At 29.9% G+C, this 22,718-nt stretch carries 22 protein-coding genes; 20 read left to right on the top strand and 2 right to left on the bottom strand.

Annotation, left to right across the window (positions count from 1 at the left end):
- Window positions 1–27 precede the first annotated feature (27 nt).
- The 9 genes from N4A55_RS11820 to N4A55_RS11780 all read left to right on the top strand — a co-directional run bounded on the left by N4A55_RS11820 (window position 28) and on the right by N4A55_RS11780 (window position 9,720).
- Window positions 28–1,812 (top strand): S-layer homology domain-containing protein, encoded by a 1,785-nt coding sequence (locus N4A55_RS11820; protein ID WP_293756565.1) that lies wholly within the window; start codon window positions 28–30, stop codon window positions 1,810–1,812.
- Between the two features lie 160 nt (window positions 1,813–1,972).
- Window positions 1,973–3,718, top strand: coding sequence for a hypothetical protein (locus N4A55_RS11815; protein WP_293756564.1), 1,746 nt, complete (start codon window positions 1,973–1,975; stop codon window positions 3,716–3,718).
- Window positions 3,719–4,012: 294 nt separating this feature from the next.
- A complete protein-coding gene (locus N4A55_RS11810; protein WP_293756562.1) occupies window positions 4,013–4,270 on the top strand; it encodes an HPr family phosphocarrier protein in 258 nt (85 codons plus the stop codon).
- 11 nt (window positions 4,271–4,281) lie between these two features.
- On the top strand, window positions 4,282–5,985 hold the full coding sequence (gene ptsP, locus N4A55_RS11805; protein WP_293756560.1) for a phosphoenolpyruvate--protein phosphotransferase: 1,704 nt from the start codon (window positions 4,282–4,284) through the stop codon (window positions 5,983–5,985).
- A gap of 15 nt (window positions 5,986–6,000) precedes the next feature.
- Complete coding sequence (locus tag N4A55_RS11800; RefSeq protein ID WP_293756558.1) at window positions 6,001–6,843, top strand: PRD domain-containing protein; 843 nt, start codon at window positions 6,001–6,003, stop codon at window positions 6,841–6,843.
- A gap of 200 nt (window positions 6,844–7,043) precedes the next feature.
- Complete coding sequence (locus N4A55_RS11795; RefSeq protein ID WP_293756557.1) at window positions 7,044–7,526, top strand: PTS transporter subunit EIIC; 483 nt, start codon at window positions 7,044–7,046, stop codon at window positions 7,524–7,526.
- A 28-nt stretch (window positions 7,527–7,554) separates the two neighbouring features.
- Window positions 7,555–8,913 (top strand): PTS transporter subunit EIIC, encoded by a 1,359-nt coding sequence (locus N4A55_RS11790; RefSeq protein WP_293756555.1) that lies wholly within the window; start codon window positions 7,555–7,557, stop codon window positions 8,911–8,913.
- Between the two features lie 52 nt (window positions 8,914–8,965).
- Window positions 8,966–9,448: a PTS sugar transporter subunit IIA gene (locus N4A55_RS11785; RefSeq protein WP_293756553.1), complete on the top strand. Its 483-nt coding sequence runs from the start codon at window positions 8,966–8,968 to the stop codon at window positions 9,446–9,448.
- Window positions 9,449–9,456: 8 nt separating this feature from the next.
- Complete coding sequence (locus N4A55_RS11780) at window positions 9,457–9,720, top strand: HPr family phosphocarrier protein (protein WP_293756552.1); 264 nt, start codon at window positions 9,457–9,459, stop codon at window positions 9,718–9,720.
- Between the two features lie 24 nt (window positions 9,721–9,744).
- On the opposite strand, the gene N4A55_RS11775 is transcribed toward N4A55_RS11780, so the two are convergent.
- The gene (locus N4A55_RS11775; RefSeq protein ID WP_293756550.1) at window positions 9,745–10,392 is read right to left on the bottom strand and encodes a hypothetical protein; all 648 of its coding nucleotides are present in this window, start codon (window positions 10,390–10,392) and stop codon (window positions 9,745–9,747) included.
- A gap of 65 nt (window positions 10,393–10,457) precedes the next feature.
- Window positions 10,458–11,234: a hypothetical protein gene (locus N4A55_RS11770; RefSeq protein WP_293756549.1), complete on the bottom strand. Its 777-nt coding sequence runs from the start codon at window positions 11,232–11,234 to the stop codon at window positions 10,458–10,460.
- 305 nt (window positions 11,235–11,539) lie between these two features.
- On the opposite strand from N4A55_RS11770, the gene recD2 reads away from it, so the two are divergent.
- The 11 genes from recD2 to N4A55_RS11715 form a co-directional block, all read left to right on the top strand.
- Entirely contained in the window at window positions 11,540–13,783 is a 2,244-nt protein-coding gene (gene recD2 / locus N4A55_RS11765) for an SF1B family DNA helicase RecD2 (RefSeq protein ID WP_293756548.1), read from the top strand.
- A 49-nt stretch (window positions 13,784–13,832) separates the two neighbouring features.
- On the top strand, window positions 13,833–14,561 hold the full coding sequence (locus tag N4A55_RS11760; protein WP_293756547.1) for a ComF family protein: 729 nt from the start codon (window positions 13,833–13,835) through the stop codon (window positions 14,559–14,561).
- A 16-nt stretch (window positions 14,562–14,577) separates the two neighbouring features.
- Window positions 14,578–14,988, top strand: coding sequence for a flagellar protein (locus tag N4A55_RS11755; RefSeq protein WP_293756546.1), 411 nt, complete (start codon window positions 14,578–14,580; stop codon window positions 14,986–14,988).
- Window positions 14,989–15,219: 231 nt separating this feature from the next.
- On the top strand, window positions 15,220–15,501 hold the full coding sequence (flgM, locus tag N4A55_RS11750) for a flagellar biosynthesis anti-sigma factor FlgM (protein WP_293756544.1): 282 nt from the start codon (window positions 15,220–15,222) through the stop codon (window positions 15,499–15,501).
- 64 nt (window positions 15,502–15,565) lie between these two features.
- Window positions 15,566–16,075: a flagellar protein FlgN gene (locus tag N4A55_RS11745; protein ID WP_293756542.1), complete on the top strand. Its 510-nt coding sequence runs from the start codon at window positions 15,566–15,568 to the stop codon at window positions 16,073–16,075.
- A 143-nt stretch (window positions 16,076–16,218) separates the two neighbouring features.
- Entirely contained in the window at window positions 16,219–17,823 is a 1,605-nt protein-coding gene (flgK, locus tag N4A55_RS11740) for a flagellar hook-associated protein FlgK (RefSeq protein WP_293756539.1), read from the top strand.
- A 10-nt stretch (window positions 17,824–17,833) separates the two neighbouring features.
- Complete coding sequence (gene flgK, locus N4A55_RS11735; protein WP_293756537.1) at window positions 17,834–19,513, top strand: flagellar hook-associated protein FlgK; 1,680 nt, start codon at window positions 17,834–17,836, stop codon at window positions 19,511–19,513.
- Between the two features lie 53 nt (window positions 19,514–19,566).
- Window positions 19,567–20,886 carry a flagellar hook-associated protein FlgL gene (flgL, locus tag N4A55_RS11730; protein WP_293756535.1) on the top strand — a complete coding sequence of 440 codons (1,320 nt, stop codon included), beginning with the start codon at window positions 19,567–19,569 and terminating at the stop codon, window positions 20,884–20,886.
- A 219-nt stretch (window positions 20,887–21,105) separates the two neighbouring features.
- A complete protein-coding gene (fliW, locus tag N4A55_RS11725; protein WP_293756533.1) occupies window positions 21,106–21,555 on the top strand; it encodes a flagellar assembly protein FliW in 450 nt (149 codons plus the stop codon).
- A 1-nt stretch (window position 21,556) separates the two neighbouring features.
- Complete coding sequence (gene csrA / locus N4A55_RS11720; RefSeq protein WP_293756530.1) at window positions 21,557–21,781, top strand: carbon storage regulator CsrA; 225 nt, start codon at window positions 21,557–21,559, stop codon at window positions 21,779–21,781.
- 190 nt (window positions 21,782–21,971) lie between these two features.
- The coding region (locus N4A55_RS11715; protein ID WP_293756528.1) for a flagellin N-terminal helical domain-containing protein at window positions 21,972–22,718 on the top strand (747 nt) is incomplete at its 3' end.

The raw sequence follows: 22,718 nt of genomic DNA, 5'->3' as shown, positions 1-22,718 counted from the left end.
TTAATAGGTTAAACAAGGAGGATAATAATGGTTAGAAAAAGTTCAAAAATATTTTTATTAGTATTATTAATTATTAGTTTTTCGGTAACAAGCTATGCAGGTGGATGGGATGTTTCAACTGCAAGTTCATGGGCGAAACAAGAAATTGAAGAGGCTTATTACTATGATCTTATGCCTAATCAATTAATGTCTAGTAATTTAAAGAATAAAATTACACGTGCAGAATTTGCTTCACTTGTTGTTAAAATGTATGAAACTATAACTGGTGAGAAAGTTAAGCAGGCACCAGTAAATACTTTTACAGACACAGATGATTCAGAGGTTTTGAAGGCAAATACACTTGGGATTATGCTAGGCTCTAATAAACAAGCTAAACCAAATGATCTAGTTACAAGACAAGGAATGGCTGTAATGTATTATAGAACTCTTAGTAAAGTATATAATTACTTTGGGGAAAAAATTAAAGATACAGATGGAAAGTTATCAGTGAAAGATAAAGACTTAGTTGCTAATTGGGCATCTAAAGCAGTAGATTATATTAATGAAAATAATATAATGAAAGGTAGTAATGGTAAATTTAATCCGCTTAATAATGCACCTATTGAACAAGCTGTAATTGTTATTAAGAGAATATATGTAGACGAGAAAGACTTAGCAGATGGTACTAGAAACATTGATATGTCTAAAAGCTATACATATAAACTAGATGCATATGGAGAAAATTTTACAGTTACATATAATGCAAATGGAAAATCAAATACTATAAAAGCAAAAGATAATGCAGTTCTAGGGATTTATGGAAATGATTCTATAAATGGAAAGATTTATTATAAAGAAGTTATTAAAGGTGTAAATGATGAAACAGGAGCTAATATATATAGTTATGATGTTGCAACTAACAAATCAATTTGTTTGGATGAATATTTTGGCTATGAATTATCTAGCATTGCTCTTATAAAAAGTGGTACTTACAAAGGTAATATTTTAGTATACCCATATGAAGATAGCGTAAATGTTTATACAGATAAACTTGAATTTGTTTGTTCTCTTGGGGGTATGGTAACAGCAGAAAATGCAAATACTATGATTAAGAATAAATTAAATCCACCAGTTGCTATGATGGAATTTGATAATAATCTTATATATAATGAAAATAAAGGGAATGCTACTTCTACTAATTACTTTAATCTATACGGAAGTAGTGAGACAAAAACAATACAACAACAAATGTTAGGATTAAAAGCAAATTCCACAATGGAAAGTATAGAAACAGGTACTGGCCCCGTGATGTTAGCATGTGATGCTAATGGAATGAATTATAAGCTTGATGTTTCTTTGCGTAGTATTGATTGTAGATTTAAAGTGAAGACAAAAAATATATATGCAGATGCAGCAAATGCAGGTATCGTACTTGGCGTTATTAAGCCAGGAAATGGAAATGATCAATATCATGGTTATTATATAGGTATAGCTCCAAAGAATAATAAAGTATATGTAGGAAGATCAGATTATAAATGGAAGCCTCTATTAAGTGAGAATATACCAGACTACATCGATCCATATGATTGTATAGTGCATGTAGCTATTGATGCAATCAATGCATTTGGAAGTACCAATTATAGATTAACAGTTACTTTGGAAGGTGAAATGGAAGATGCAGTTGTTATTAATAATAAATTTTTAGGTAGTACAAGAGGACCTCATTATTCTGAAGATGCAGAATATATAGCTAGTTTCTCAGGAGAATTTGGTATAAGATCTTATAAAGCGGATGTAGAATTTCCTTATTTTGAAATTACTAGGAGAAAATAATTTTAGATTTATTTAATATAATTAATATATTACTCTCTCTGCTAAATAATGTTAGTCGGGAGAGTGTTTATATTATGAAAAACCTAACTTATGGTAAGTATTTTATATTGTTGTATCTGTGTTACAATAAATTCCAAAATTATATATAGGAGGAATATATATGAAGAAATTAATATATTGTATTTTGATTTTTTTATTGGTGATGACTGGGTGTGGTTCTAATGCTGATAAAAAATCCGAAGAAGCATTAAAAGCAGAAATTAGAGCTGAAATGGAAGCCGAACAGAAAGCAAAAGATGAAATTAAGACTCATTTGAAAGATAAGAATGAAAACGGACAAGAAACTGTTGATATTAAAGATAAGAAATCTGTTATAGACTTTGTTTTTAATGAACTAAATGTAGGAGATAGTTATTCTAAAGAAAAAGGAATTAATGAACTGACATTTACATATGATGATTTTAATAATGATGGAAATGAAGATGTAGTTGTTTATTCAAAAAATAGAGAAGGATTTTATGAAGTCGCTTTCGTATCAGTTACAGAAAATAAATATAAACTAATTGATGAATTTGAAGTGATTGGACAATATGACCATAGTATTACTAAGGAAGGTAATTTCATTATATATAGAGGCTCAGGTGGAGGTACAGGTACATATAGAAAGTTTCTGAGAATTTATAGATATGTTGAGGGAGAGATTTTGTTTACTGGTACAACACTTGATATAGAGGGGCATGATACTGTACCTAAAGATGGAAATCCAAATGGTCAATCAATAATTATATCAAGTGAACTGATTGACAGGTATGGAAAAGATGATAGTAATGAAGATAAATGGTCTACTTTTGAATATACGTATATGGAAGCAGATAGAGATGATAAATTGTTATTAAAGACATCTAATGAGTATCATTATAATAGCGAATCCAACACATATGAAGTGAAAGAATTAGAATCAAAATTGGATGCAAAAGATGAAGATAAAAAACCGTTAATATCTAATGAAAAATATGATATCGAACAATTGATGGGTGTAGGTAAACTAGAAGAGTTTGTAATTAAAGATGTATCATATACAAAAAAGAATAAATTTTCTTTGGAATTAGAAGGCAAAATTTCTCTAAAGGGAAAAATAAAATTTGATGCTATGTATGAAGAGTATTGTTTTTATTCAGATGAAGCATTTTTGGATTATCCGATTAGAGTTGGTGATGATATGAGTATAAATAATTATATTAAATATGCTTATTTTAATCAAAAGTGGATTAAAGAATTATCTGAATCTGCACAAAAATCATTAAAGGATAAAGGAGTATTGAAAATAGCTTGTACCATTAATAATATTAAAGTAGTTGGTCAATGGGGATCTTCATGTGGAACGTCTGTTAAATTTGATAATTTTGAAGTTTTATCAGATAGTACATCTGAACTAAGTGAATTGGAAAAGAATTTGTCTAGGTTTAAAAATGAAATGTTATTTTCTGTAGATGAAGAGAAAAATATAGATTATTCCAAATATCATTTAGTTATTATTCCACAGCAGGAAAGTGCTAATGACAATAAGTTAGAAAATGAAATAGTGCAAGTTACTAATTCTGGTAATGAAATTTCAAGTCGATTTGCAGTTCTAGGTGAAGTGATGTCATTAGAATTTATCTACTATGAAAACCCTTTGGTTAAAGGGAGTGTAACTCAAAAAGTTAAACTTGATGGACCTATTAAAGACGAGATTATTACAGTTATGTCTAAAATGCCTTATGATCAATCTTTTGTTAAAGTTAAAGGGTTATATATGTATCAGTCTGCAATAGAAGAGTTTGAATTTTCACTAGACAGCGCAAGAGATTATGAATCTTATAAAATTCTAACATTTGATGCACAAGCTCCAAGAGGTGAATATTAGAAGTGGGGCAAAAATATTAAACAATTGTCTTTAACCTATATATATGGAGAAAACAGACAAAGCAGAAGAATTAAAAAGCATTGTAAAACCATATTGTAGAATTGATTTAATAATAAATGAATATAAAATAACATATTAGTGTATAGTTATTGACATTATTTTATTTAAGTGATATAATATAGAAAATGATAACTTTAAAGTTATTGGTGTGTTACTGTAAATAGCAGGCATAAACCATTTATTGGTTTGTGCCTTTTTTAATGTAAAATAAAAGCTTGAGGTGATTAAATGTTGATGAAGAGTTTTATTATAAGGGCTGAAACAGGATTACATGCAAGACCAGCAACATTATTTATCAATAAATCAAAAGAATTCAGTTCAGAGATAAAAGTAATAAAAAATAAGAAAGAAGTCGATGGGAAAAAATTTCTTCAACTTTTATCTCTAGGTGTATTAAAAGATGACTTGATATATCTTAAGATTAATGGCAATGATGAAAAAGAAGCAATGAATGCATTAGAGAAATTAATAGTAAATAACTTTGCAGTCTAAGGAGAAAAACTATGAAAGAGTTATTTGGAATTAATGTATCAGCAGGTTATGGTATAGGACCAGTATATTGCTATAATCCTACTGAATATATAATAACTAGAAGAAAAATTGATGATACAACTAATGAAAAAGCCAAACTAGAAAAAGCTTTAATACTTAGTATAGAACAATTACGAAAATTATACTTAGATTATGCTCATAATATTGATGATACAGCTGATATCATTGAATCTCATATTACAATGATAGAAGACCCTGATCTAAAAGATAGTATAGTCGAGAAAATTGAAAAGGGTTATAATGTAGAGTGGGCAGTAGATAAAACAATAAAAGAATATGTTGACATATTCAATAATATGGACAATGATTATTTCAAAGAAAGATCTCTGGATATAGAGGATATAGGTAAAAGGATTATAAACAACATAATCGGGAAAACAGATAAACCTCTAAGTAAACTAAAAGAAAAAGTTATACTTATTACTAAAGAGCTTACACCATCAGATACTTTATCTATGGATATAGATAAGATATTAGGTATAGTTACAGAAACGGGAGGAAAAACCTCTCATACGGCAATACTTGCTAGAACTCTTGGAATTCCTGCGGTTACTGGAATAGATACTATTACGGAAATAGTCAGCAATCAAGAACATATAATCATAGATGGAACAAAAGGTAAAATTATATTAGAACCAGAAGAGTTTCAGATAAATAAATATAAACAGATGATTGAAAGAAGAATAATTCAATTGGAAGAAGAAAAATCTTTTATAGGATGTAAGACTAAAACTAGAGATGGCTATAATTGTAAAATCTGTTGTAATATGGGTTCGCTAGATGATGTACAACAAGTATTGAATAATGACGGTGAGGGTATAGGACTATTCAGAACAGAATTTTTATATATGAATAGACAAATACCTCCTTCAGAAGAAGAACAATATGATATTTATAGTAATGTAGGCAAAAAACTAAAAGGTAAAGAACTAATAATTCGTACATTGGATGTAGGCGGGGATAAAAAAATAGAATACATAAATATTGAGGATGAATTAAATCCTTTTCTAGGTAATAGAGCCATTAGATATTGCTTGCAGGAAGAGAAGTTGCTATTGACTCAATTGAAAGGGATACTCAGAGCTTCAAAAGAATGTAATATAAAGATTATGTTTCCAATGATAACTGCATATGAAGAGATCATAGAAGCTAAAAAACTATTAGAGAAAGCTAAGGAAAAACTAATTGAAGAAGAAAAAAGTTTTAATGAAAATATTAAGGTAGGAATAATGATAGAAACCCCAGCAGCTGTACTTAATTCTGCTGAATTTGCTAGAGAAGTAGATTTTTTTAGTATCGGAACTAATGACTTAACCCAATATGTATGTGCGGTAGATAGAATGAATACAAAAGTCAGCTATTTATATTCTCCATATAATCCAGCGGTTATAAAAAGTATAAAAATGGTTGTTAAGAATGCCCATATGGAAGGTATTGAAGTTTCAATATGCGGTGAAACAGCATCAGATGAATTATTATTACCATTATGGATAAGTTTAGGAATTGATGAATTAAGTGTTATACCTAGGAATGTTCTTGGTATCCGTAAGCATATTAATAGTATTAGTAGAAATGAAACTTTAATCAATGAGGCATTAAAATGTAAAAGTAGAGATGAGATGATAAAATTTCTAAAGAATAAAAGTGGAATCTGATTGGAGGAGGCAGTTTTGAGTGGGGAAAATGCTTATCATATCATTAAAGTACTAAATAATAATGTTGTTCTAGCCAAAAAAGTTAGTAATAATCAAGAGATGATCCTTATCGGTAAAGGTATCGGCTTTGGCAAAAAAGCTGATATAGTTACTACAATATATGAAAATAAAATACAAAAGAAATATAGTAACTCAGAAGGAGTGCTCAAAGAAGAATATATTCAGCTAGTAAATGCAATAGATAGAAAAGTAATTGGAGTTGTTGAAGAAATAATACTTCTAGCAGAAAAAGAGATGGGTCATTTGGATGAACATATTCATATAGCTCTTGTAGATCACGTAGGATTTGCACTAGAACGACTAAAACAAGGTATGGTCTTTTCTAATCCATTTCTAGATGAGATAAAAACAATGTACAAAGATGAATATAATCTAGCATTAAGAGGAAAATCATTATTATATAAGCGTCTAGGCGTAATGATACCTGATGATGAAGTAGGATACATAGCACTGCATCTACATTCAGGAAGACAACGGAAAAATATTAAGAATACTATCAAAGACACCAGATTATTAAAGAATATACTTGAATTGATAGAAGATGAAATAGGATATGATATAGATAAGAATCTAACTATGTATACTAGATTGGTGACCCATCTAAAACAAAGTATCACTCGTGTGGAAAAGAAAAAAGGGATAGTGAACCCGTTGTTGGAGGATATAGTCACCAAACTTGATGTAGCCTATAAAATAGCTGAAAAAGTAGCTGTGATAATTGAAAATGAGAAAGGGATAAAAGTATCAAAAGACGAGAAAGGTTTTTTAGCACTACATATTGAAAGACTAAGAAATTAATGAGCGTGTTACTGGTAATGCAGGCATAAGCTTATGGATAGAAGATGGTATTTAATCAATATCATGTTTTAACTGTAAGTTTATGCTTTTTTAATTAATCCATAAAAAGTAAAGTAAGGATAGCTAAATTCTATACTAAACTACTTTTTTATGAATTAATCTTAATATTATATTAAAAAGATTAAAGGAGGAGTTTTTTTATGAGTAACAAGGCTGAGGCAACAAAAAAACAAAAAAGTGCATTATTGCTCCCAGTGGGTGTTCTGCTAGTAGCAGGAATTTTATTGCTGATAGGTCAACCAGGTGCTTTGAATATCGCTTTTTTTGAAGATATGGGAAAAACAGTATTTGCACATTTACCAATGATAGTTGCCATTATAGTAGCTATTGCACTGGCTGTTGATGATCATGGGACTGTTGTGTTATCAGCGGTATTAGGGTATTTTGTACTTAATAAAGGAGTTCAGACAATCAATGATGCCAGTAACATGGGGATAGTAGCAGGAATCATTGCAGGGATAGTAGCAGGATTATTATACAATAAGTACAAAAATGCTCAATTACCTACATGGTTGGCTTTCTTTGGAGGAAAAAGATTTGTACCAATTGTAACAGCGTTCACATGTATAATATTAGCACTTATATTTGGTTATGCATGGGTACCACTTAAAGGATTATTCTAAAATTATATTAAAATAAGGAGGATTCATAATGCAAGTATTCAGTAAGTTACAAAAATTAGGTACAGCTTTAATGCTTCCAATAGCAGTATTACCAGCAGCTGGTATTCTATTACGTATTGGTCAGCCAGATGTTCTTAACATTCCATTTATTAGTAATGCTGGAGATGCTGTGTTTAGTAATTTAGCTTTATTATTTGCCATAGGTGTAGCTATTGGCTTATCAAAAGATAAAAGTAGTATAGCTGCTTTTTCTGGCTCCATAGCTTATTTTATGGTAATAGCTGGAATTAATGCAATAGTTCCTGGGACTGATATCGGTGTATTGGGCGGTATAGTAACAGGTGGAGTTACTGCATTTATATATAACAAATTAAAAGATAACAAGTTCGGAAAATCGGTAGTACCTTTTGTTACATCTATAGCTTCTATTCCTTTGTCATTACTATTTTGTGTAGTATGGCCATTTATTGCTAAAGGATTAGATATGTTTGGTAATTTTGTTATTCAGTCAGGAGCTGTTGGAGCAGGGGTATATGGTTTCCTTAACCGATTATTGATACCTACAGGCTTACATCATATCCTCAACAATATATTCTGGATGAACTTTGGTGAATTCACTAATGCTGCAGGTGAAATAGTAAGAGGAGACTATGCTAGATATCTTGCTGGGGACCCAAGTGCTGGAATATACATGGCTGGATTCTATCCTATAATGATGTTTGCTCTTCCAGCGGCAGGTCTTGCTATGTATACATGTGCTAAAAAAGCAAATAAAGCTTTAGTTGGTTCAATGATATTCTCTCTTGCATTTACATCATTTTTAACAGGTGTAACAGAACCATTAGAATTTAGTTTCATATTCTTAGCACCAGTACTATACGTTATACATGCAGTTCTAGCAGGTTTATCATTAATTGTATGTAATATACTGGGTATATTGCATGGATTCATATTCTCGGCAGGTTTCATAGATTATGCTCTGTACTTCAAATTAGCAACCAAGCCATTACTGCTTCTACCAATAGGCTTATGTTTTGGAGTTGTGTATTATTTTGTTTTCGTATTCGCAATCAAAAAACTTAATCTACCTACACCAGGTCGTTTAGATGAACAAGGTGGTAATATTGATGCTCTTATTGCAGATCTTGGTATGGCAGGAATAGCAGCTGAGTTTGTAATGGCACTTGGTGGTAAACAAAATATCAAGGCAGTAGATGCTTGTATTACAAGACTTCGTCTGACTTTGAATGATTCATCAATAGTTGATGATGATGAATTGAAGAAGTTAGGAGCTTCAGGAGTTCTTAGACCTAATAATAAAAATATGCAGGTTATTGTAGGACCAAAAGCGGAATTAGTAGTTGATGAAATGAAGAAGATTGTATAGAACCCCATTAATCAGTTTTATGTTATAATAACAATAATCCTAGGAGGAAATGATGTTTAAAATATTGAAGAAACAAAAAGAGACCCTAATATATAGTCCAGCTAGAGGCAAAGTCGTAGAACTTGATAAAGTACCAGATGAAGTTTTTGCTTCTAGGATGATTGGAGATGGTATTGCTGTTTTACCAGAGGATGGTGTTATAAAAGCACCTTGTGATGGTAAGATAATTCAGATATTCCCAACAAATCATGCTATAGGAATTAGTTCTGAAGAGGGTTTGGAGATTCTTATACATATGGGAATAGATACTGTGGAGTTAAAAGGTGAAGGTTATGAGAGATTAATAGAGGAAAAACAGGTTGTTAAGAAAGGTGATCCGTTAATTAAGATGAATCTAGAGTTAATCAAAGAGAAGGGCAAGGAGGTAATAACGCCTATTATAATTACCAATATGGAAAAGGTTAAGGGCTTTTCTCTTTGTAATGTAGATGAGTTTATTGAAGATGGTGTTATAATGAAAATCAGATTAAAGTAGGGATTTATGTGATTATACAAGAAGCTGTACTTAGATATAATTTCCATGCAAGGCCATGTGCTTATTTTGTTAATCAGACGTCAAAATTTGGAGCTAATATCACTATAGTCAGGGGTAATAGAAGTGGGAATGGTAAAAGTGTTATTAGTGTGATGATGTTGGAGTTGGCTGAAGGTGATAAGGTTAAAATTGTTATTGATGGAAATGATGAAGAGGAAGCCATGAAAAAGGTAGTTTATTTAATAGAGAACCCTCTTGAAAAGGACTGGTAGAGATGAGATGAGGGTTACTTTTTTTTATTTAAATATATCTAACAACTCATTTTTTTGTTTAATCCGTTCAAGTCCTAAATCATTAAAACTTATTTCTAGATCAAAGCATTCTTTTAACGCTATACTTGTTTCAATAAATGAAAAAGAACACCAAAAATCATTACTAGTTGAAAGCTGTTCATATTTATCTATATCTTTATATAATGATTTCGCTTTATCATAATAATCTTTAGATTTAATATGATTAATTAATAGATACATATCTCCTAATAGCTCTATGTTTAATGCATAAGTATAGATAAATCTATCATCAATATCTTTTAAGTGGGTCAATAATTTTTCATTAGAGCTGGCAATATATTGTAAAAATGTATAATAATTTTCGTCTTGACCATGTTTAGAATAATAACAACTAATATTAAGTAAACTATTAGCATAAAAATTATATGTAAGAAAACTATCCAAATATAAATCATTAAGATTTCTACAATGCATTCCTAAAAGTTGATATATAGATGCTAACTCTTTATATTTTTGTTCCTTTAAAAGAGCTATTCTTGTTTTTCTCATATAATCATTTGAAAAAATCGGTGAAAGATAGTCGTTCTCATTAATTTCATGACATTCTTTAATTAAATTATATATATATTTTTTATAGTGTTCTTTATTCATAATATTAACTCCTCGTATAAATATACAGTAGGTATATTTTTTTAGATAAACATTTATAATGATAATTATTTTTGCATTTGATAAGGAGAAGCCATTGGTCCATTATATCCGTTCTTATCTAAATATTTATTATCTATACTTGGATTTCTATACATCTGTACAGACATTTGATTTTTATACCTCATAAATTCTATTTGTCTAGATGCATGAACGCCTCTTCTTATTTCTGCATGAAAAAATTTGGTTTCATTACCATCATCTCTATGGTTTAATTCAACTAAAACAATTAATTTAAATCCAAATAAATCTACATTATGATGAGTACGAAAATAAGGTATTCCCATAGGACTTGAAACATCTGAGAATATATGTTCATCAATATTGTACACTATCATTGCTTTGTCAGTAACTGGTGAATAATATAAATCAGTGTACGTATGTTTTTTTGTTATATCAATAACGGCACTTTTTTCTAAATGTTTATCTAAACTATTCGTATATACTGGTACAGTCATCTCTAAATTATTTGCTAAGTGATTATACAGAGCATATGCTCCAATTCCAGCTCCAACTAAAACTCCTCCAGCTATAATTAGAGGGTAACTAGCAGTTAAAGCAGAACATAATCCAACTCCAGATAAGACACCTTGCTCTAAAATACCTACATCACTAAAACTGCTATACATAGACTCGTTAGATATTATGTTTGAATTATCAGTTTTTTCAATTTGATGATTTTCTATTAATTTATTTGATGACGCACATACATCGAATTTAAATGTTATCGCTAATATAATTACTACCATAGATAAACTTACTAATTTATTTAATTTTTTATTCATTTTATTTTATTCCTTTCTTACTTAAAATTACGATATATCAGATCTGATGTTTAATATTATATATAATATTAAGAATTTTGTCAAATTATTATAAAAAAAATATATTAATTGTATTAAATTTTAAAAAAATAATATATTGCAATTAGTTGAAAAATCATTAAAATATAGTCGGATATATAATCTAAGATATTATTTTTTGTACTGGCTTATATTTGAGAATCTCAAAACCGACACTATTAATTGTCTTTGCTATACATATATGATAAAATAATCTAAATGACGATACAAATATTAAAGGTGATTTCATGGAAACTCAGCAAGTTATTGAAGGAATAATTGAAGAGATTATATATAGAAATGAGAATAATGGATATTGTGTGTGTGAGATTAGTATGGAAGAAGAGGATATTACCTGTGTTGGGACAATGCTTGGGGTATCTGAAGGAGAGCAGATTAGAGCGGTTGGAGAATATGTTTCTCATCATACTTATGGTAGACAATTCCAGATTGAAAGCTATCAAAGTTTTATACCACAGGATAGGCATTCTGTTTTAAGGTATCTGTCTTCGGGAGCGATTAAGGGGATTGGACCAGCTCTTGCTAAGAGGATTGTTAAGAAGTTTGGTGATGATTCTTTTAGGATTATAGAAGAGGAACCAGAGACTCTTGCTTTGGTAAAAGGCATAAGTGAGAAGAAAGCTAACGAAGTAGCTAATATTTTTTATGAGCAGAGAGAAATGAGAAAGACAATAATATTTTTACAAGAGTATGGTATTTCATTGACCTATGCAATAAAGATATATAATAGGTACAAAGAACGTACTATGGACATTGTTGGGAACAATCCTTACAAACTTGCTGAAGATATAATAGGAATAGGTTTTAAGACGGCTGATGAAATAGCAATGAAGATGGGAATTGATAAAGATTCAGTTCATAGGGTCAAGGCTGGAATTATGTTTATTCTGAGAAGAGCTTCTCTTAACGGACATACTTATCTACCTAAGAATGATTTGATAGATAAGGCAGAAGAGATGCTTTTGGTTCCTTATGAATTGATAGAGAATGCCATAATTGAGTTACAGATTAATAAACAAATCATAAGTAAGGAAGTTGAAGATAGAGTTATAACCTATAATATGATGTTTTATCATTTGGAGTTGAATGTGGCAAGAAAGATATATGATCTAGCTCAATATGATTATGATTTACCTAGTAATGTAGATAATGAGATTAAAGCTATTGAAGAAAGTTCAGATATTGTTTTTGATGATTATCAGAGACAAGCTATAAAAGAAGGAATTAAAAATGGGGTTATAGTTGTGACTGGAGGTCCTGGAACAGGTAAGACAACAACTATTAATTCCATAATAGAATTATTAGAGATACAAGGGTTAGATGTAATGTTAGCTGCACCTACAGGTAGGGCAGCCAAGAGAATGACAGAAGCTACAGGAAGGCAGGCGCAAACCATACATCGACTTTTAGAGATTTCTTTTATGAATAGTGAAGATAATAATAAATTTGAGAAACATGAGGATAATCCATTAGAGTGTGATGCTTTGATTATTGATGAAGCATCCATGGTTGATATTGTTCTGATGAATAGCTTATTAAAGGCATTAATACCAGGTACGAGGCTTATTATTGTTGGGGATAAAGACCAATTACCATCGGTAGGACCTGGAAATGTTCTAAAAGACATAATTGAGAGTAAGAAAATTAAGGCAGTAAAACTAGAAAAGATATTTCGTCAAGCCAGAGAAAGTGCAATTATTATGAATGCACATAAGATTAATTCTGGAGAACACATTGATCTATGTAATAAAAAAAGTGATTTTTTCTATATAAAAAGAGCTACATCAGGAAGTATTTTAGAAGAGATAAAAACTCTGACAAAGACTAGATTACCGAAATTTGCTAATTGTTCACCTTTTGATGGGATTCAGATACTCTCTCCTATGAGGAAAGGATTGCTTGGTACTATTAATCTCAACAAGGAATTACAAGCAACCTTGAATCCGCCAAAAAAAGATAAGAATGAGAAAGTATTCCGTGATGTTTTATTCAGGGAAGGCGATAAGGTCATGCAGATAAAAAACAATTATAACTTAGCATGGCAAATAAAAAATGAGTATAACTTTACTATTGATGAAGGTGTTGGTGTATTTAATGGGGACATAGGAACTATAATAGAGATTAATCAATATACCAATAAATTAAAGGTGAAGTTTGAAGATGATAAAGTAGTGGAATATGAATATGCTAATCTGGAAGAGTTGGAATTAGCTTATGCAGTTACAATTCATAAATCACAAGGGAGTGAATATCCAGTAGTTGTTATTCCTCTCCTTACTGGACCATCCATGCTTCTAATAAGGAACCTATTATATACTGCGGTTACTCGTGCTAAAAAGTATGTAGTCATTGTAGGACTAGATAGTACCATATATCAGATGATTGATAATGATAAAGAGATTGAAAGGTATTCTACACTTAGATTAAGAATACAAGAGATATTTGATACCATGAATGAAGTTGGTATATAGATTATAAGATAGTTAGTTTTGTTGATTAATCATAGGCAGGTTGGATTTTATGAGAATTAATAAATTAGGAGATGAATTGTTAAGTATAATTTATCCAAAACGGTGTCCCATATGTATGGATATAATACCTATAAATGAGGAAGAAAGAATTTGTGAGTCATGTGTAGAAGAGCTTCCTTATATAATGGAACCCAGATGTAAAAAATGTAGCAAGCCCCTTAATAGTGAATTAGCTGAGTATTGTTTTGATTGCACCAAAAATGAACATGATTATACAAGAGGTTGGGCAGTCTGGTTATATGAAGGTAAGCTGAAAAAAGCTCTACAAAGATATAAAAACAATAATAATAATAATTATGGTAGAATTTTCTCGAAAGAAGTAGTAACATTATATAAAAGGGAGATAGTAGAAGCATATGTTAATCTAATAATTCCTGTACCTCTGCACATAAAAAAACAGAGAAAAAGAGGTTATAACCAAGCTGAAATTATCGCCACATATATAGGAAAGTATTTAGACATACCTTGTAATACTAATTGCGTAATGAGAACAATAAATACTAAGCCTCAAAAAAATCTTTCAGATAAAGAAAGAGTTAGCAATATGAAAAAAGCTTTTAAAGTTATTAAACCTGATGAAATAACAGGTAAGACAATATTGATTTGTGACGATATATATACTACAGGAAATACTATTGACAGCCTTGCAAAGGAATTATTGATTAATGGAGCAAAAGAAGTATTTTTTATTACAATTGCAATAGGAAAAGGATATTAAACGGAGGTGTTTTTATATGAATGTAAGAAATTGTGTGAAATGTGGGAAAATATTTAATTATATAGGAGGCGTACCTATATGCCCCGCATGTAAAAGTAAATTAAATGACTTATTTGAAGTAACCAAGAAATACATAAGAGATAATCCAAATGCAAATATAGCTCAAGTAGCCGAAGAATGTGAAGTTTCTATTAAACTAATTCATCAATGGGTACGTGAAGAACGACTTATATTTGCAGAAGGGTCAGCCATAGGTATTGAATGTGAGATATGTGGCGATAATATTAGAACAGGTAGGTATTGTGACAAATGTAAATACGATATTCAACATAATTTAACAGGGGCTTATGATGAGGAAGATGCTATTAAAAAATCGAAGAAAGATGAAGTAATAGCTAAGATGAGATATCTAAATAAAGATAGCTAATCATAAAACAGTTATAATTAAAGGACTGCTTAATAATCCATTTTTATTAAATTATTAATTAGATATAATTATTTTTTTGATAATAACAAAAATAGATTATTGAGACAGTCTGTTTTTATGTTTTTTCATTTTTGGCTAAATATTATAATGATGATTGCCGATAAAATAATTGAAAACAACATATAATTAAAATATGTTAGAGAAATATAATGGAAGAGAGGGGGTTCTATCATGAGAATAAACAAAATTAACAATGTTAACAACGCTTACAAAGTTAATCAGACAGATAGAATATCCAAACTATCAAAGATTAAAAAAGAGAAAGACTCACTAGCTATATCAGACATCGCAAAAGAGTTGCAGATAGCTAAAAAAGCAGTTCAGGATGCACCTGATATCAGACAAGATAAAGTTAACGATATAAAAAAACGTATACAATCAGGTTCATATAATGTTAGTGCTAGAGAGGTAGCTGATAAAATAGTAGACAGCTATTTTGACAAGAGAGGTTAATAGCGAATAGTATTATTCTAACTGATATGTTAGATTGTTAATATTTTGAAAGGATTTGAGCACATTGGCTAGTTTAATAGAAGATTTGATAACAACTCTAGAAGAAGAAAAACAGTGCTACAACAGATTACTAACAATAGGTCAATCAAAAACAGAAATTATTATAAAAGGTGATATCTCTGCTCTTAATGAACTAACTAAGGAAGAACAGCAAATGGCTTCACGTGTTCTTAGAATAGATAAGATAAGAGAAGAAATAATTAATGATATTGCTCTAGTGACTAACAAGAATATAGATGAATTAACTATAAATAATCTCGCGGTTTTACTAGCCAAACAGGAAAAAGAACATAACCATTTAAATAATTTAAGAGATAATATCAGAGAAGTAGTTGAAAGCTTACAAGTAATAAACGATAGAAATAAGGTTTTATTAAAAGAATCGCTTGAGTATATTGATTTTACAATGAATGCTGTACAGAGTGAGAGCTATATGACAAATAGCAACTATGAGGCACAAGGAAATATATATAACTCACAAGATGCTAGAAGATTCTTTGATGCTAAACAATAAACATATACCTAACGAATAGTAGATAGATATATGATAGTTGAGTATTAAGAGGTATAGCCTAAATAATTATAAGGTTAGCTTATAACTCTTAATACTTAACTACAAAGGATAAAATTACAGTAATTAACAATAGAGGTGATAATGTGTCTTCAATAAGTAGTTTATCAAGAGCTGTATCGGGGTTGCAAGCTAGTCAATATGCATTACAAACAACAGCGCATAATATGGCTAATGTAAATACACCAGGGTATGTTAGACAACAAATTTTACTGAAAGATTCAAGGTATTATAAAATAGGCAATAATGGATATAGTAACCTAATGGTTGGTATGGGTACTGATGTACAAGCTTTACGTCAAGTAAGAGATATGTTTCTTGATGGAGCATTCAGAAATGAAGTTAGTAGATATGGGTATTATAATTCAGATGCAAAAGCATTAGATGAAATACAAGCAATACTAGGAGAAACAGAAGGAGAGAGTATGAAAAAGATACTTGAAAAGTTCTGGAAATCTCTTAATGAACTCTCTAAACATCCAGATGGTAAGGAAGCAAGAGGAACGTTTGTACAGAATGCTGTTCTTTTCGTAAATAAAGCTAATCTTGTAATGAAACAACTTAATAATTATCAATCAAATCTTAACAAACAAGTTATTGATAAAGTAGATGAAATTAATAAACTGGGCGAAGAAATAAACGCACTTAATGATAAAATAGTTAAATACGAGATAAATGGTGATAGAGCTAATGATTATAGAGATGCTAGAAATAATGCCCTAGACAAATTGGCAGAGATAATTGACATAAGTTATAGAGAAGATAAGAGTGGTAATGTTATAGTTAAAGCAGAAGGCTTTGATTTTGTATCAGATGGTATAGTTAATAAAATAGAACTGGAGCAGTCAGTGCCTAAAAGTTTTCTAGTATCACCTATATGGAAAGCAACTGGTAAAAGAGTATTCAATCTAGATACAGAGATTTCACCAGAAAAAGATAATGACAAAGGTTCGTTAAAAGGAATATTATTATCTCGAGGAACTAGGTCTGCTAACTGGACGGATACAGAAGATGCTAATATTGATGAGTATAATAAGAACGTAAAACCATCAATCATTATGAGAACTCAAGCAAAATTTGATAAGCTAATTCACTCAGTTATTACTACAGTTAATAATAAATTAGCACCAATAGGTAGAACAGGTGGACCTTATGGTTTAGATGGTTCACAGTATATTGAACTTTTTAAAAGAAAACATATGGATAGATATGACAGTAGTAATAAATATAATGGGGAAGATAAATCTAATGTTCATTCATTATATTCAGCTGGTAATATTGAGATTAATCCTGCTATATTAAAGGATTATGATAAACTATGTATTACTAAAGTTAAAGGGGAAGTTCAGAATAATGATGTAGTAGAAGATATCATTAAAGAATGGAAAAATGCAAAATGGCCAGAATATCCTGGAAGTGATTCAAAACTTAATATCAATGAATATTATGTTAGTTTTATAGGAGAAATAGGTAGTTCAGGAAAAGTTACTAAGGAACATATGAATAATCAAAAAATACTTATAACACAGATAGAGAATCAAAGAAGTACTATTATGGGTGTGTCTACTGATGAAGAATTAGGTAATATGATGAAATATCAGCATGCATATAATGCATCTGCAAGAGTGGTTACGGTAGTAGATCAGATGTTAGAGCAGGTTATAAATAGATTAGGTCTTGTAGGGAGATAGGAGGAGTTAAATGAGATCGTCATTTTTTGGATTAAATGTAGCTACACAAGGATTATATACAGCTAGGACATGGTTAGATATAACTAATCATAATATCACTAATGCACAAACTCCTGGTTACAGTAGACAATATGGAGTTCAATCAGCTTGTAGACCTCTACCTAATAATGGTATTGGTATGATGGGAACTGGTTCAGAAATACTAAAGATTAGTAGGTACAGGAATCATTATTTGGATGTTAAGTTCTGGAGTAATTCCAGTCATCTAGGAGAATATAGGGTCAAGAATTCACAGACAAGCAGTGTGGAAACAATTCTTAATGAAATAAAAAAAACTGGTATAACAAAACAGTTCGACGATATGTTTAAGTCATTACAAAAGTTATCTACAGACCCATCAAATAAATCATACAAAATTGGTTTTATTGATATGGCTAAGAGTTTTTCTAGATATTTTAATGATATCGGGGAGAAAATGAGGTCTTTGCAGAGAGAGGCTAACTACTCAATCAAATCTAAGGTTGACCAAATTAATTACTGTGCTAATCAAATAGCTACTCTTAATAAACAAATAGAAAATGTTGAGTTTTCTGGTGTGGAAGCTAATGATCTAAGAGATAAAAGAGCTAATATTGTAGATGAATTATCACAAATAATTAATGTTAAGGTTGATGAACATATAGATGCTAATGGCAAAAAAACTTTTTCAATTCTAGCTAATGGACAAAAACTTCTTGAAGGAACTAAGGTTAATCTACTAAAAACTAAATCAAGAAAAAATCTAAACAACCCAGAAGACGAGCCGGGATTATATGATATATATTGGGAAAATGGGAATAAATTCGATATGACAGATCCTGAGCTAGAAGGTGAGTTAAAAGGTTATATTGATATGAGAGATGGTAATAATGGTAATAACTTCAAAGGACAAATAGATAATTCTAATGGCAAGGTTATTGAAGTCATAGGTTTTAATAGAACTGATCTACCGGATAAAGGCAAAATTAAGATTGATAATATTGAGTATGAATATGAGAGTTATAATTATAATGAAAGTAGTGGCAAATTAACTTTTACACTAAAAACAGTTGTTCCTGCAAGTGCTGCTAATGTTAGTATGGGTGAAAATCTAAGTTACAAAGGAATCTCATACTATGTTGATAGAATGAACAACTTTGTTAGAACAGTAGCTAAGAAATTCAATGATATACACAAAAAGGGAAACGGTGCTCCATTATTTACATATGATGGTTATACTTCAGGAGATATTGATTATAGCAAAATGACCATTGATAACTTTCAATTTTCAAAAGAAATAGCAAAAGACGTAGATAAGTTAATAACAAGTTATAAAAAAGAATCAGGGGAAAGTGATAGTTCAATTATAAAAGAGCTTCTTGCACTAAAACATGATAGTAAAATGTTCAAAACAGGTGAACCAGGTAATTACATTCAAGCGGTAATTGGGGAATTAGGTATAGATAAAAGTCAAGCTGATAGTTTTGAAAAAAGTCAGTTAGCTCTTAACAAAATGATTGATAACCAGAGAATATCTTATTCTGGTGTTGATATTAATGAAGAGGCTACTAATATTGTTAAGTTTCAACAGGCTTATGTTATATCAGCCAAAATGATAAAGGTGTTTGATGAGATATTTGATGTAACAATTAATAGAATGGGAGCTAACTAGCTAGATAGAGAATAGTTATGTGAGATGATATAAGTGAGGAAGGTGTAATCTATATGCGAATAACGAATAATATGGTGTCAAATAATATATTACTAAGTCTTAATAGAAGTAAATATGCTCTTAGTATTTATCAAGGTCAATTAGCTTCTGGCAAAAAGATTCAAAGACCCTCTGATGATCCAATAGTTGCAGTAAGAGCATTAAGGTTAAGAAGTAATGTTAGAGAAATTGAACAATACAAATCTAATGCCAAAGATGCATTATCTTGGATGGATGTTTCAGAAAATTCGATTTCAAATATTATTGAAATAGTTAAAAAAGCTAGAGGATTATGTGTACAAGCAGCTAATGGAACATTAGGTACAAATGAAAGAAAGAGTATCATTACTTCTCTAAAACAGTTAAAAGAGCAGCTTGCTAATGAGGGGAATGTGGATTATGCAGGGAGACATGTTTTTTCAGGATTCAAAACTGACAAATCTTTAACATTCACAAAAGCAGTAAGTATGGATTATAAGATAACTGAAAAATTCACTAAAGATGATGTAGAATCAATTAAGAAGATAGTAAATGGTTCACCTAATCCAAGAGTTATTAATGTGGATAGGATAAGATTAGGATATTCAAATATAAAAGACACTAGTATCTCTAAGTTAAAGATAGATTCAACATCTGGAACTGAACTTGATGTTAAAGATAGGTTATCTAAGGATGCAAAAGCATATGAACCAGCTGAGGGAGAGGTTTATTTTCTTAAGGATACAGGTGAATTAATATTTAATTCAAAAGATAAAGGTAATATTAAAGATATAACTTTTGAATACAATAAGGATAAATTTGAGAAGAATGATCTTAATCCTATACATTATTTTGAGTGTGATCATACTGATGCTATTGGTAATATAACACATTATGATAATAAAAGAGATAATATTAGTTACCAAGTAAGTTATAACCAGAGTATCTCAATCAATGCTCTTGGAAAAGATCTAATAAGTGTTGATTTAATGAGAGATTTAGAAGAAATGATAAATGAAGTTGGTAAAGTATCACAAAATGGTTCCAAATATGATGACTTATTAAAAGATAGTTTAGGAGATAAGTTTAATAAACTTATTGGTAAAATTGATAAGCATAAAGATAATCTACTTAAACAACAAGCTGATTTGGGTACTAGAATTAATCGCTTAGATTTAACAATTAATCGCTTGGATGATGATAAAGTAAATCTTACTGATTTGATGTCTCAAAACGAAGATATTGATATTGCAGAGGTAATAATGAAAATGAAATCTCAGGAGATGGTTTACAATGCAGCGTTAATGTCATCTAATAAGATAATACAGACTACTTTGTTGGATTTTATTAGGTAGATAATTATAGGATAAAGATTTTATTATTTATTATAGACGCATGAAGATATGCGTCTATAATATTATCAAGTGGAATAAAATACCAAGATAATTTATATATTATATGTTTATATGTTAAATAATCAATGATATAATAATGTAATGGCATATTTTGTATGAATTACTTATTTATTCCTAGATTAAAAGCATGTTATAAATAAACTCATAAGGGGTGGTAGAATGCTAGTTGATACAAAGCATTTTGGTAAAATAGAAGTTGATAAGGAACAAATTAATACATTTGATGAAGGAATATTTGGATTTACTGAATATCACGAATTCACTATTATACACGAGAATGATATCTTTTGTTGGCTACAGTCAATAGAAAATAAGGATATAGTGTTACCAATGATATGCACACCTTTAGTATTTCCTGATTATACTCCAGAAGTTAATGATGAATTAATTTTACGCATTGGAGAATTAAAAGAGGAAGATTTACTTATATATACTATAATTGTAGTTCCAACAGATATTGAAAAGATGACTACTAACTTAAAAGCACCAATCATCATTAATACTAAGACTAAAAAAGGCATTCAAGTTATACTAGATAGCGATAAATACGAAATTAAGCATAATCTATATGAACCCCTAAAACAATTAAAGCAAAAGGTGGGTGAATAATATGCTAGCATTATCTAGGAAAAAAGGTGAAGGTATTATTATTGGGGATGATATTGAGTTAGTTGTTCTTGAGGTTTATAAAGATGGTGTAAGGATTGGAATAAAAGCACCTAAAAATATTTCTGTACATAGAAAAGAGATTTATTTGCAAATTCAGGATGAGAATAAAAAGGCGATTGAAACTTCAAATGGTGCAACAGATATTTTAAAGAAAATGTTTGAGTAATATATTAACAATAACCTACAAGTTTATATAATAATTCTAAAAAAAAATATATAAAAGTATAAAGTTGTTTAAAATATTACCGATATATTAAATGAGACTATAAAAAGTCATTTAAGTTGGGCCCAGACTTTTTATAAAAATTAATAAAATGACAAAGGAAGGTCAATAAAAATTCAAGGAGGAATTAACTATGATTATTAATCACAATATGTTAGCTATGAATACTCATAGACAAATGGGATCTATAGGAACAAATCAAGCAAAATCAACAGAAAAATTATCATCAGGTATGAGAATTAATCGTGCAGGTGATGACGCAGCAGGTCTTGCAATCTCAGAGAAAATGAGAGGACAAATAAGAGGACTTAATCAAGCATCAAGAAATGCTCAAGATGGTATCTCGTTAATTCAAACTGCTGAAGGAGCACTTACAGAAACACATGCAATGTTACAAAGAATGAGAGAATTAGTTGTTCAAGGAGCTAATGATACAAACTCTGATGAAGAAAGAGCTAATATAAAAGATGAGTTAAATCAATTATCTACAGAAATTACTGAAATCACTACAAAAACTGAGTTTAATAAGAAAAAATTATTAAATGGTAGTTTTGCTACATCAGCAATAACACTACAAGTAGGAGCTAATAATGCACAATTCATAGGTTTTAATGTTGCTACAATGGATGCTAGTTCATTAGGTGTAACTTCTGCTAGTATTGGAGATGTAGTAGGTTCAGCTACTCAAGCTACAACTATTAGTGCATTAACTAATACTATAGATACAGCTCTTAAAAAGGTTTCCACTGAAAGATCAAAATTAGGTGCTGTACAAAATAGATTAGAACATACTATTAAGAATGTAAATAACACATCAGAAAATCTTCAAGCTGCAGAATCAAGAGTGAGAGACGTAGATATGGCTAAAGAAATGATGAAT

The organism is Vallitalea sp. (assembly GCF_025211055.1).
Taxonomy (GTDB): Bacteria; Bacillota; Clostridia; order Lachnospirales; family Vallitaleaceae; genus Vallitalea.
This window is presented reverse-complemented; position numbering and strand designations above follow the sequence as displayed.

Coding starts and splice junctions, on each gene's coding strand:
- N4A55_RS11820 (WP_293756565.1), top strand. CDS start 28: ATGGTTAGAAAAAGTTCAAAAATATTTTTATTAGTATTATTAATTATT.
- N4A55_RS11815 (WP_293756564.1), top strand. CDS start 1,973: ATGAAGAAATTAATATATTGTATTTTGATTTTTTTATTGGTGATGACT.
- N4A55_RS11810 (WP_293756562.1), top strand. CDS start 4,013: ATGAAGAGTTTTATTATAAGGGCTGAAACAGGATTACATGCAAGACCA.
- ptsP (WP_293756560.1), top strand. CDS start 4,282: ATGAAAGAGTTATTTGGAATTAATGTATCAGCAGGTTATGGTATAGGA.
- N4A55_RS11795 (WP_293756557.1), top strand. CDS start 7,044: ATGAGTAACAAGGCTGAGGCAACAAAAAAACAAAAAAGTGCATTATTG.
- N4A55_RS11790 (WP_293756555.1), top strand. CDS start 7,555: ATGCAAGTATTCAGTAAGTTACAAAAATTAGGTACAGCTTTAATGCTT.
- N4A55_RS11785 (WP_293756553.1), top strand. CDS start 8,966: ATGTTTAAAATATTGAAGAAACAAAAAGAGACCCTAATATATAGTCCA.
- N4A55_RS11775 (WP_293756550.1), bottom strand. CDS start 10,392: ATGAATAAAGAACACTATAAAAAATATATATATAATTTAATTAAAGAA.
- N4A55_RS11770 (WP_293756549.1), bottom strand. CDS start 11,234: ATGAATAAAAAATTAAATAAATTAGTAAGTTTATCTATGGTAGTAATT.
- recD2 (WP_293756548.1), top strand. CDS start 11,540: ATGGAAACTCAGCAAGTTATTGAAGGAATAATTGAAGAGATTATATAT.
- N4A55_RS11760 (WP_293756547.1), top strand. CDS start 13,833: ATGAGAATTAATAAATTAGGAGATGAATTGTTAAGTATAATTTATCCA.
- N4A55_RS11755 (WP_293756546.1), top strand. CDS start 14,578: ATGAATGTAAGAAATTGTGTGAAATGTGGGAAAATATTTAATTATATA.
- flgM (WP_293756544.1), top strand. CDS start 15,220: ATGAGAATAAACAAAATTAACAATGTTAACAACGCTTACAAAGTTAAT.
- flgK (WP_293756537.1), top strand. CDS start 17,834: ATGAGATCGTCATTTTTTGGATTAAATGTAGCTACACAAGGATTATAT.
- flgL (WP_293756535.1), top strand. CDS start 19,567: ATGCGAATAACGAATAATATGGTGTCAAATAATATATTACTAAGTCTT.
- fliW (WP_293756533.1), top strand. CDS start 21,106: ATGCTAGTTGATACAAAGCATTTTGGTAAAATAGAAGTTGATAAGGAA.
- csrA (WP_293756530.1), top strand. CDS start 21,557: ATGCTAGCATTATCTAGGAAAAAAGGTGAAGGTATTATTATTGGGGAT.